The 10,697-nt window shown below is 36.0% G+C and carries 12 protein-coding genes; 5 read left to right on the top strand and 7 right to left on the bottom strand.

What is annotated here, in order from left to right:
* Window positions 1-726: 726 nt before the first annotated feature.
* Together WH188_RS22980 and WH188_RS22975 are read left to right on the top strand one after the other, a co-directional pair.
* Window positions 727-861 (top strand): hypothetical protein, encoded by a 135-nt coding sequence (locus WH188_RS22980; protein WP_259194733.1) that lies wholly within the window; start codon window positions 727-729, stop codon window positions 859-861.
* Window positions 862-1,010: 149 nt separating this feature from the next.
* Window positions 1,011-1,622 carry a trimeric intracellular cation channel family protein gene (locus WH188_RS22975; protein WP_168128016.1) on the top strand — a complete coding sequence of 204 codons (612 nt, stop codon included), beginning with the start codon at window positions 1,011-1,013 and terminating at the stop codon, window positions 1,620-1,622.
* A 34-nt stretch (window positions 1,623-1,656) separates the two neighbouring features.
* Here WH188_RS22975 and def read toward each other — a convergent pair whose 3' ends face one another.
* Window positions 1,657-2,238: a peptide deformylase gene (gene def, locus WH188_RS22970; protein ID WP_132771789.1), complete on the bottom strand. Its 582-nt coding sequence runs from the start codon at window positions 2,236-2,238 to the stop codon at window positions 1,657-1,659.
* A gap of 93 nt (window positions 2,239-2,331) precedes the next feature.
* Between def and WH188_RS22965 the strand changes: the two genes are divergently transcribed.
* From WH188_RS22965 to miaA, 3 genes are read left to right on the top strand one after another with little or no spacing between them, the layout of a single operon-like run.
* Window positions 2,332-3,120, top strand: coding sequence for a hypothetical protein (locus WH188_RS22965; RefSeq protein WP_132771788.1), 789 nt, complete (start codon window positions 2,332-2,334; stop codon window positions 3,118-3,120).
* A gap of 56 nt (window positions 3,121-3,176) precedes the next feature.
* Entirely contained in the window at window positions 3,177-4,349 is a 1,173-nt protein-coding gene (locus WH188_RS22960) for a Gfo/Idh/MocA family protein (RefSeq protein WP_132771787.1), read from the top strand.
* The gene (gene miaA, locus WH188_RS22955; RefSeq protein ID WP_317166851.1) at window positions 4,346-5,248 is read left to right on the top strand and encodes a tRNA (adenosine(37)-N6)-dimethylallyltransferase MiaA; all 903 of its coding nucleotides are present in this window, start codon (window positions 4,346-4,348) and stop codon (window positions 5,246-5,248) included. Before WH188_RS22960 ends, miaA begins: the two co-directional genes overlap by 4 nt.
* 67 nt (window positions 5,249-5,315) lie before the next feature.
* Here the strand turns inward: miaA and WH188_RS22950 are convergent, their stop codons facing one another.
* From WH188_RS22950 to WH188_RS22925, 6 genes are all read right to left on the bottom strand, one after another.
* A complete protein-coding gene (locus tag WH188_RS22950) occupies window positions 5,316-6,869 on the bottom strand; it encodes an Rne/Rng family ribonuclease (protein WP_021189239.1) in 1,554 nt (517 codons plus the stop codon).
* Between the two features lie 318 nt (window positions 6,870-7,187).
* A complete protein-coding gene (locus WH188_RS22945) occupies window positions 7,188-8,018 on the bottom strand; it encodes a tetratricopeptide repeat protein (RefSeq protein WP_021189240.1) in 831 nt (276 codons plus the stop codon).
* A 19-nt stretch (window positions 8,019-8,037) separates the two neighbouring features.
* Window positions 8,038-8,322: an HU family DNA-binding protein gene (locus WH188_RS22940; protein WP_021189241.1), complete on the bottom strand. Its 285-nt coding sequence runs from the start codon at window positions 8,320-8,322 to the stop codon at window positions 8,038-8,040.
* 277 nt (window positions 8,323-8,599) lie between these two features.
* The gene (locus WH188_RS22935) at window positions 8,600-9,643 is read right to left on the bottom strand and encodes an aminotransferase class I/II-fold pyridoxal phosphate-dependent enzyme (protein WP_021189242.1); all 1,044 of its coding nucleotides are present in this window, start codon (window positions 9,641-9,643) and stop codon (window positions 8,600-8,602) included.
* 79 nt (window positions 9,644-9,722) lie between these two features.
* Window positions 9,723-10,202 carry a hypothetical protein gene (locus WH188_RS22930; RefSeq protein WP_168128015.1) on the bottom strand — a complete coding sequence of 160 codons (480 nt, stop codon included), beginning with the start codon at window positions 10,200-10,202 and terminating at the stop codon, window positions 9,723-9,725.
* 5 nt (window positions 10,203-10,207) lie between these two features.
* Window positions 10,208-10,684: a hypothetical protein gene (locus WH188_RS22925; RefSeq protein ID WP_021189244.1), complete on the bottom strand. Its 477-nt coding sequence runs from the start codon at window positions 10,682-10,684 to the stop codon at window positions 10,208-10,210.
* Window positions 10,685-10,697: the final 13 nt, after the last annotated feature.

The following is a 10,697-nucleotide window of genomic DNA, read 5'->3' as shown; positions in this document are numbered from 1 at the left end:
TCGAAACGGTAAACAGCTTATAACCTGACCGATAAATTTACCTATGATCTGTTCTCGGGGCTGAGAAACGGACAATCCTGGCTTTAAACTATAAAAAGGGGTAGCGGGGGAACTGTTCGTCCTGAACCGTCTTTCATGGATGCAGTATGCTTTTAGGGAATAGCCAAATGGAAATTATATCTTTTTCAGTACAGCGGCATCATCGACACTATTACTATTACTATTACTATTACTGATAAGGTGATCCATGTCTCCTCATGCTTTCCGCAGGGCCGACATCTTTACTTTATACTATATAGTATATAGTATATACTACAAAAGGGATCCTGAGAAGTGCTGCTGTTTTGCAATAGCCAGCTATCCCCGTAAAGATACTCCGGAATAAGGCATATTATAACCTGCTCGGGAACTGAAAGGGAACTGATTATTACTTAAACTGGGATTTATAGAGAGATTACTGAGATTTTATAGGGGGTTAATAGAGCTTTACCTCTACTAACCCCCTATAAACCCCCTCTTATCCCTCTGTTATACCTCTATTATATTCGAACCAGGTACCCAGTTGCTTATAACATGGTATCACCCTGCTAACAACAATAATAGTAGGTTTCTCCAGATTCAATTGGTTTAAAGAGCTGCTTTATAATCACGCTCAAACAGCTAATCGAAAATCAATTTGCATCAAATACGTAATTTTTTCTTTCATAGATTTTAAAAATAAAATCTATGAACTATATTATAAAAGTCAGATTATGTAATAGTCGGTATCTCCAAACTTCCAAAAAAGAAGATATTGATTCTTACCATGCTGTAGACAAATTGATCAGAACTAGCGCTAAGCATTATCGTGATGTAAAATAAAAAACTATATTTACTGCTGGAATAGACGAAACATTAGATTAAGTGATCGGAAAATCATTTTTTAAATCAGGATCATAAAACGATAAAAAAGTATATTAAATACGAATCAACCTATACAACTAAGCGCCAAACCAATAGAATAAGCATAAATGACAGGACCTGATTATATATACTATACTGATTTAATGGGCACAATGCTTTTTGCCATTTCAGGAGCCATGGCAGCTAATCGGAGAAAAATTGATATTTTTGGTGCAACTTTTACAGGATTTGTTACAGCAATAGGGGGCGGTTCACTCCGGGATGTTTTTCTAAACCTTCGTCCCATTTGGGTTGACGATGGGAATTATTTAATTGCTATACTAATCGGGGCTTTTCTATCAGCAGTCCTTAACGACAAATTAGATAGATTCTCCCGAACTTTAACACTTTTTGATGCCATGGGGATCGCTTTCTTTACTATTGTTGGCTTACAGAAATCCATTACCTATGAAAGCTCTACAATTGCGGCTGTAATTCTAGGCATGTTTTCGGCTGTAATGGGAGGGGTCATCCGGGACACCCTTATGAATGAAACGCCACTAATTTTCAGAAAAGAAATTTACGCAACAGCTTGTTTATCAGGAGCTATACTTTACGTAACCTTACCTTATTTTGGACTTTCCGAGGGCATAAATGCTTTTTTAAGTGCATTGTTGATCTTTACAGTTCGGATCTTAGCCGTAAAATATAAATTCTCCCTTCCGATAGTGGGTGGATAAGGTGGAGAAATAATTAGAAAAGCGTTAATTATAACTAACGCTTTTTCTTTTGAAATGGAAATTTCATTTTATATCCAACACGGATCATCCCTTTAGAAATTGTATCCAGTTTTCCTTTCAACATTGTTTTTTTCAGTGTAGACAATTTATCAGTAAACAATTTCCCTTCGATATGATCATATTCATGTTGTACAACACGCGCTGCTAAACCGGATAAATCAATTTCGTGCTCCTCAAAGTTTTCATCCAGATAATTAATCTTAATATTCGGGTTCCTCAAAACATCCTCATTAATATCAGGAATACTTAAGCATCCTTCATTAAAGGCCCATTTCTCACCAGACTCTTCAACCATGATCGGATTAATGAAAACTTTCTTGAAAGCTGTCAACACTTCTTTTTCTTCTTCAATATCTTCAGCAAAAGGAGTTGCGTCGATTACAAAAAGACGAATTGGCAAACCAACTTGGGGGGCTGCTAACCCAACACCACTTGCTGCATACATCGTTTCAAACATATCTGCAATAAGTTGTTTCAAGTTTGGATAATCCTCATCTATTTCATCTGCTACCTTACGCAAAACTGGGTCTCCGTAAGCCACAATTGGAAGTTTCATACTTTATTTTTTTTTGAAGGACAAAGATACGTATTAAAATTCAATCGAAAACCACAGTTTGTTTCTAATAAATCATATTTTTGTTATTCGAAAATGACAGATTCATACCATCAAATAGTAGAACGCTTTTGTAATGCATTACGAAAGAGCTTCAATTCAGAGATTTTAGTCTCCGAAAAATCCCCCGTATTTACAGTAATAACGGGGGAGGAGCTTCCTTTTAAAATTCACCTTTACGGATCTAATATCACGAAGCGGGTTTCAGAAGAAAATCAAAAAATCGTACATATTGATGAAGATATATTATTTAGCAAATATGCTATCATTCTAAAAAGAATACTGGCAATCGCCTTACATCAGAAAAAAGCTTACGCTAGAAATACCGTTGTAGCTCGTGTCGATAAAAAAAATACAATCGCATTCTTGGAAGAAAACCACTTGCAGGGGGCAATGCCAGGAAAATATCGGTATGGTCTATTTTTAGAGGGTGAACTAGTTTCTCTTGCCGTATTTAGCGGAGGAAGAAAAATGCCTGAATTAAATATTGAAAACTATCGGTCATTTGAACTAATTAGATTTTGCAATAAACTTGGTTATAATGTAGTAGGGGGAATCAGCAAATTGCTTAAAGCATTTATCAACGATTTCAACCCCCAGGATATTATGACCTATACGGATAAGGATTGGAATCAAGATTCTTCATTAGAAAAAATTGGTTTTGTCAAAAAATCAGAACTCGAACCCCTTAAATTTTGGGTAAATGGAATATCAAGAGTGCTCATTAGAGATGAAGATCAATATAAGAACCTACAAAAAGAATTTCCTGATGGCTACTTAAAAGAAAACTTGGGCAGTCTTAAACTGATTCTATCTATAAAATAAAATCATTTTTTGTATCTTGTCGATTAATCTAAACAGTAAATAATAAAATATATCACATGAAGAGAAAACTACGAATGGGTATGGTCGGAGGGGGCAACGATGCTTTCATCGGAGCTGTACACCGTATCGCGGCAAATATGGATGGTAAAATCGAACTTGTATGTGGTTCATTCAGCATCAATCCTGAAATCAACAAACAGTCTGCTGAAGATCTATTCATTCCAGAAAATCGTTGCTATGCAAATTATGAGGAAATGATTTTAAAAGAAAGCCAGCTTCCCGAAGGAGAGCGCATGGATTTCTTAACGATTGTTACGCCCAATTTCATGCATTATCCTCCTGCAAAAATGGCTTTGGAAAATGGTTTCAATGTTGTCATTGAAAAACCGATGACCTTAACATTAGAAGAAGCAAAATCTTTAGAAGAAATAATAAAAAGCACGAATAAAACACTTTGCTTAACACATACTTACTCCGGTTATCCGATGGTAAAACAAGCGAAAGCAATGGTTAAAGCTGGTCACTTTGGTAAAATCCGTAAAGTTGTTGTCGAATATCCTCAGGGATGGTTGAGTAAATTGACTGAGCGTGAAGGAAATGCCGGTGCGGCGTGGCGTGCTGATCCTACTAAATCTGGAAAATCTTTAGCGATGGGCGATATCGGCGTACACGCAGCTCACCTAGCAGAATATATCACAGGATTAAAAATTACAGAATTATGTGCAGACTTAACGACTTTCGTTGAGGGAAGACATCTAGATGATGACGGTTCTGTTTTATTGCGTTTTGAAGAAGGAGCAAAAGGAATGCTTTGGGCTTCACAAGTAGCAGCCGGAGAAGAGAATGCTTTACGCATTCGTATTTATGGTGAAAATGGCGGGTTAGAATGGGCTAACGAAGATCCGAATAACTTAACAATCAAAATGTTAGGCGAACCTCGTCAAGTATTCCGTACCGGAAATGCGTACAATGCTCCAAATCAGTTAAGTTCATTTGCAACACACAATACGCGTATCCCATCTGGGCATCCAGAAGGTCTATTAGAGTCATTTGGTAATATTTACCGCAATTTTGCTCAAACTGTATCTGCGAAATTAGAAGGTAAGACACCAACGGCAGAAATGTTGGATTTCCCTCAAGTACACGAAGGTGTACGCGGCATGGCTTTTATAGAAAATGTTGTCAACAACAACAATGGTTCTGAAAAATGGACTAAATTTGTTGTGTGATAACTAAACAACAAACATTACTTTCTTCTTTGGCAATCTCATCTTTGCCAAGGGAGAAAGTCATCGTTATTTTAGGCCCTACAGCTTCTGGGAAAACAGCTCTAGCAGTCCAAATAGCAAAAGAAATCGGGGCCGAAATTATCAGTGCAGATTCCCGCCAGGTCTATCGTCAAATGGATATAGGTACTGGTAAAGATCTATCCGAATACGGCGATGTTCCTTATCATCTCATCAACATCTGTGATCCAGGAGAAAAATATCATCTAGGACAATTTATAGAAGATTTCCAACAAATCTATCAATCCCTATTGCTACAAAAAAAACGTATCATACTTTCCGGGGGCACTGGGCTCTACATTCAAAGTGTTATTCAAGGCAGTAAATATGTTAAAATTCCTAGCCAACCTGGTTTTAAAGAGGCTCTATATCAATTTGAAAAGGATGAACTTATCGATAGATTAGCCAAGTATAACAAACCCAATGATCTATTTATTGATTTATCCACTAAAAAGAGAATCATTCGCGGGATAGAAATTTTAGAATGGCTTAAGAATAATCCAGAAATGATACTTAGTAATGAAAGTTTAGATTCCTTTGTAATAGGCTTAAATCCTGATGTATCAACAAGAAGAAAAAAGATCTCCAAAAGACTGGATCAAAGAATAGAGGCAGGACTTATTTTGGAGGTACAGGCATTATTGGAATCTGGTGTTAGTCATACAGAACTGCAATATTATGGTCTGGAATATAAATATATATCTAAATACCTATTAGGCGAATTAAACTACGAAGAGTTCTATAAAAAATTGGAAACAGAAATTCATCGCTATGCAAAAAGGCAGATGACTTATTTCCGTAAGATGGAAAAAGATGGCATTGTCATCAATTGGTTGGATTAAAAGTATCAGAGTTTATAAACAGAAAAAGGGTTGACCAGATGGATCAACCCTTTTTAATTTCTTTCGATTATAACTTGATTTCCTCGTCTTTAGCATTAAAGAAATGGAATTCCGTTAAATAATATGAAGTAACCGGAACAACTTTGATCCATTTTTGAAACTTCAAAAACCATTTTATTCTTTTTGAAATAAAGCCAGATTTAATAAAAGCGGCTATATAAGGATGTACACATAGTGATATTCCTTTTTCATTTTGTTCTTGAAGAATAAAACTTAAATTATTTTCAATATCATCCATCAGGACAATACTTGACCGGATCTCACCAGTACCATCACAAGCGGGACATTTCTCATTTGTAACGATATTCATTTCTGGTCTAACACGTTGACGCGTAATCTGCACTAATCCAAATTTACTTGGAGGCAAGATTGTGTGTCTCGCACGATCCGTGGCCATACATTCTTTCAAGAAGCTGTACAGCTCTTTGCGATGAGTAGGTTTATGCATATCGATAAAATCGACAACAACGATCCCGCCCATATCTCTTAAGCGCAATTGACGCGCAATTTCTTTTGCTGCTTCCATATTAACCAGGAGCGCATTATCCTCTTGGTTCTCTTTATTAGCAGAACGATTACCACTATTAACATCAACGACGTGAAGTGCTTCAGTATGCTCGATTACGAGATAAGCACCACCTTGTAATGTAACAGTTTTTCCAAAAGCAGCTTTGATTTGTTTCTCAACCCCAAAATGGTCAAAAATTGGTTCTTTATGTTTATAAAGTTTTACAATTTTTTCTAGATCAGGAGAGATATCTTGGACATAAGATTTTGTCTCTTCATATATCACAGGATCATTTACATGAATATGTGTAAATTCATCTGTTAATAAATCGCGTAAGATGGTAGAAGCTCTATCCATTTCACCCAATACTTTTTGAGGAGGTTCTGCTGTCCGAAGTCGCTTGGTAAATATTTCCCACTTAGAGATTAGATCCAATAAATCCTTTTGTAGTTCGTCTACGCCTTTACCTTCAGACACCGTTCGGATAATAACTCCAAAATTAGGAGGTTTTATTCCTTCGACAATCTTCTTGAGACGTGTCCGCTCATTACTTCCTTTGATTCGTTTGGATATGGAAACCGCGCTTGAAAAAGGTACCAGTACGACAAATCTACCTGCAATAGATAGATCGGAGCTCAATCGAGGTCCTTTTGTTGATATTGGTTCTTTTGCGATTTGAACTGGTAAAAGCATATTTTTGCTTAAGATATCAGATATCTTACCGGCCTTATCGATGTCCTTTTCAAGTTTTAAACTATTTAGCAGTTTCTCTTGATAACTGCCATTCTTTACTATTCGAGTAAGTTTTAGCAAAGATTGAACCTGAGGACCTAAGTCCAAATAGTGGAGAAAAGCATCTTTTTCGTATCCCACGTCTACAAATGCTGCATTTAATCCCGGCATAATTTTTTTGATTCGCCCAAGATAAATATCTCCAACTGAAAAATTATTGTTAACCGTTTCCCTATTTAGTTCAACAAGCTGCTTATCCTGTAGCAAAGCAATAGTAACTCCTTTTTCAGGAGTAGAATCGATAATTAATTCCTTTACCAACAGCTACATATTTACGATACAAATTAGCATACCCTGCTAACTTTGTTGTATCTGATTAAACCTTAAAGAACGTTTTTTTATAAAAAAAAACAATCTACACGTAATAAATTACGTGTAGATCATCAAACTTCAATGCGATTATTGCGTTATTTTCATGTCTCAACAACCTATTGGAGTCTTATACAAGAAAGACTATTTTTTCTTGTGTCTATTTTTTCTTAAACGTTTTTTACGTTTGTGAGTAGCCATTTTGTGTCTTTTTCTTTTTTTTCCGCTTGGCATAGCTAATTTTTTTTAAATGATTATAAACTAAATTAATTACTTACTCAACTCAGCGATCTTGCGATCGATAAATTGTGAAAGGGAAGGGTCAGCAGCTAGTTGTTTACTTTGTTTAAAAGCAGCAACCGCCTCACTTTTCATCCCAATATTTTCATAGCCTGTGGCTAAATAAAAGTAAGATTCCGCATCTGGTTTCAATTCAATAACTGTTTTGAAACGATCAATCGCTTTATCAAACTGGCGAGATTGTAATGAAAACAATCCCAAAGTTTTGTTTGCTTCTACATTTTTTGGATCTGCTTGAACCACTTCACGAAGTAAAGCAATTCCTGCCATCGGGTTATTAGTACCCGAAACCATAGCAGCTCCTAATCCTGTTTTCGCTTCTAAACTAGCAGTATTTAATTTCAACGCAGCTTCGTAAGAACGAATTGCATTTTGTGTTAAAGCCTGAGCTAAAGTAGAGTCTTGTAAATTTGTGTAAGCAGTACGATAAGAGTTACCCGCTTTCAACCAGTATTCATATTTTGGAGAAATTTTAGCCATTTCTTCATAAATGAATCCTTGCGGAGCTGGCTTCGCCAAATCATCCCACTTTACAGCCAACTTTTGAAGTAAAGAAATCTTTTCTTCTCCAGATGCCTTTGCAATTTGGGTCTCAATATCGGAAATATCTTTGATTAAATTTGCATCTAATCCTTGTTTTGTCATTAACGATATGTTTTCCAAATTAATTTCGGAAGAAGATTGCTCCGTTTGAGCAGATTCTTCTTTCTCGTTCACCAAACCTTTGATAGGTTGTGCCAATAGTACCGCAACTAATGCTGCAACCACGCCTACTACTATAATTTGTTTGGTTTTTGCCATTTTTAATCTGTTTTTAAGATTATTTATTGCCGTTTTTTACTTTCTCAACAAATACTTTTGCCGGTTTGAAACTAGGAACGAAATGTTCAGGGATGATGATCGCTGTGTTTTTAGAAATGTTTCTAGCAGTTTTTTCAGCTCTTTTTTTAACAACAAAGCTACCAAAACCTCTTACGTATACATTTTCTCCACCCACCATTGCGTTTTTAACCACTTTGAAGAATGCCTCAACGGTCTCTTGAACATCTACCTTCTCTAAGCCTGTTTTGTTAGAGATTTCTGCAATAATTTCTGCTTTAGTCATATCAATTTTACTGTAATTATTTATTTCTCAACCTTTAACCAAATATACTTTGGGGTTGCAAAAGTATCTCTTTAAAATGACGTTTGGAAATAATTTAAACATTTTTTTTATTTTAAAATTATTCCAAAAGAGATCATTTACAACAGCTTAGCCATTTTGCATCGCTAAACTCATTTTTCAAAGAAGCACAAAAATACACTTTATTACTGAAAATCAAACCTTTAATTTTATTTTTATCATTTCACGTGAAACAAATGATAAGCCTATGACTTAAATTTTAATCACAAATTACCTGTGCTATTTTTTTTAAATCTTCGGCATTATGAAGACTGCTCAGCACAATTCTGTTTAATGGTGGATCTGTTTCCAAAGGATAAGGAAAACTTGAAATCAAAAATCCCTCTTTTACTAATTTTTGATAAAGTTCAGGGTTCGTGGAGCTGAAAACAGGAAAATTAGGAATATGACTTAGGTTATTGCCGATTAAATCGCTTAATAGCTTGATATTCTGTTGGAGTTTATTGAATTCATCCGAATATATTTCCTGTGAATTTGTAAAAGCGTACATGAAAGCGGGAGAAGCAGGGGAGGCTCCAGTAAAAAAAGATGACTTGCGAAACCTTTGAATCCACTTATTGGATGACAAGATGATACCCGCATCTGTTCCCATTCCTTTTGCCAAAGATGCAACCACTACGACATCAATTCCTGTATTATCAAACATAGACAATTCCGTAGAAACTTTATTTTTGCGAACCACCCCGATTCCGTGCGAGTCATCGACTAAAAGCACGATCCTTTTATTGGGATCTATTTTTAGTAATGGACTAAAATCGTAGTGCTGGGGTGTTAAATTATCCAGTGCATTACTCACAATTACGAAAGAATCTTCTTTAGAGGCATTGATATGCTTTACCACATCCTCCAGCCAAGAAGCCATAAGACCACTCACTCCTGGATTGACATCAAACCACAATGCTGGATGACTATTGGGAGCATATAGAAGTGTTCCTTGTAAAGCAAGTTCCCTCACAACCAATTGTGCCGCCAAATAACCACTTGAAACTATCATCGCATCTTCAAAGCCAAATCGTAAAGCTGCAGCCTCCTCAGCAATATCAAAAATACCAAGCTGAATATTATTATTACGGGAGGTTCCGTTATTCAGTCCATAAATAGAAATTCCTTGTTTATATACATCGATATAAGCCTCATTAACCAATAAGCCCAGATAGGAAGTTCCGCCAAAAAAGAGATACGTCCTTTCTTCATCACTGATCAGTCGACCTGTTGGCTGATGCAAATGGGTAAAATCTTTCATTATCAATATTACACTTTAAAATTACCGGGAAATAGACTCTGTTATAAATAATAGGTTGTTATCTCAAATAACAAAAACACTACATATTGAGTTTGTAGTTGAGCGGAATATTAAATCTGAGCGAAATCGTAAAACCCTTCAGTGGACGATAATCCTGCTTGTCAGCGATTGAAAATCCATATCCAAAATCCAAGTCCAAAAGAGTGGCCATTGTAACACCTACTTTTGGTGTAAAGGTATATGGAGTGAATTCTGTCCGTACAAAAGGAGCAACTACCCAGGATTCAGGATAGAAAGACAGCGCCAGCTCAGGAATTACTGCAAACTTTTTCTGTGTCCATGTAAAATTATGTGTCCATGTAAAATTAGCGGTAACATCTGTTTTTAAAATATTTTCACCGAGAAAAGCAAATGCAAAATACCCTCCTGTTTTTACAGCACTTCCTTTTTGATATTGATAACTAATTGTAGGACCATATAAGATCTCCTGAGCTTTTACCTGCATACTGAAGCTAAATAGCACAAGACAGATCAATTTAACAACAATACTTCTTCTCATAGAGTCTAATATAAATGAAAGTTTAAAGGAATATTGACTCCTAAGGATAAATTCACTCCTTTAATTTGTTTAAAATCTTTCTTGGTATTAATATCAAACCCATAACCTACTCCCAGATCAATGAGAGAGAAAAGACTGAGACCAACTTTTGGCGTTACCGTATAGGGGGTCAATTCGGCTTTGACAAAAGGTAATAGAACAAAATCATTGACATAATAAGTAAATCCCACCTCGGGAATTACGGTTGTTTTACCGCCCATCCAAGTGAAATTTGCACCAGCATCAATTTTCATATACTGCGACTCATTTGGTGCAAATAACCCCCAGGCAGATGCTTTCAAAAAACTTCCGCTCTGATATTGATAACCAATAGAAGGTCCAAATATCCAATTGTTATGTGCCGGTAATGGGTTCTTTTGCGCTGCCACACTTAGACAGGACAATACCCCAATAAGAATGAAAGCAAATCCTTTTATATTCATCTAGCTAAAATAC

It is taken from the genome of Sphingobacterium sp. MYb388, from assembly GCF_037479535.1.
GTDB lineage: Bacteria > Bacteroidota > Bacteroidia > Sphingobacteriales > Sphingobacteriaceae > Sphingobacterium > Sphingobacterium anhuiense.
This window is presented reverse-complemented; position numbering and strand designations above follow the sequence as displayed.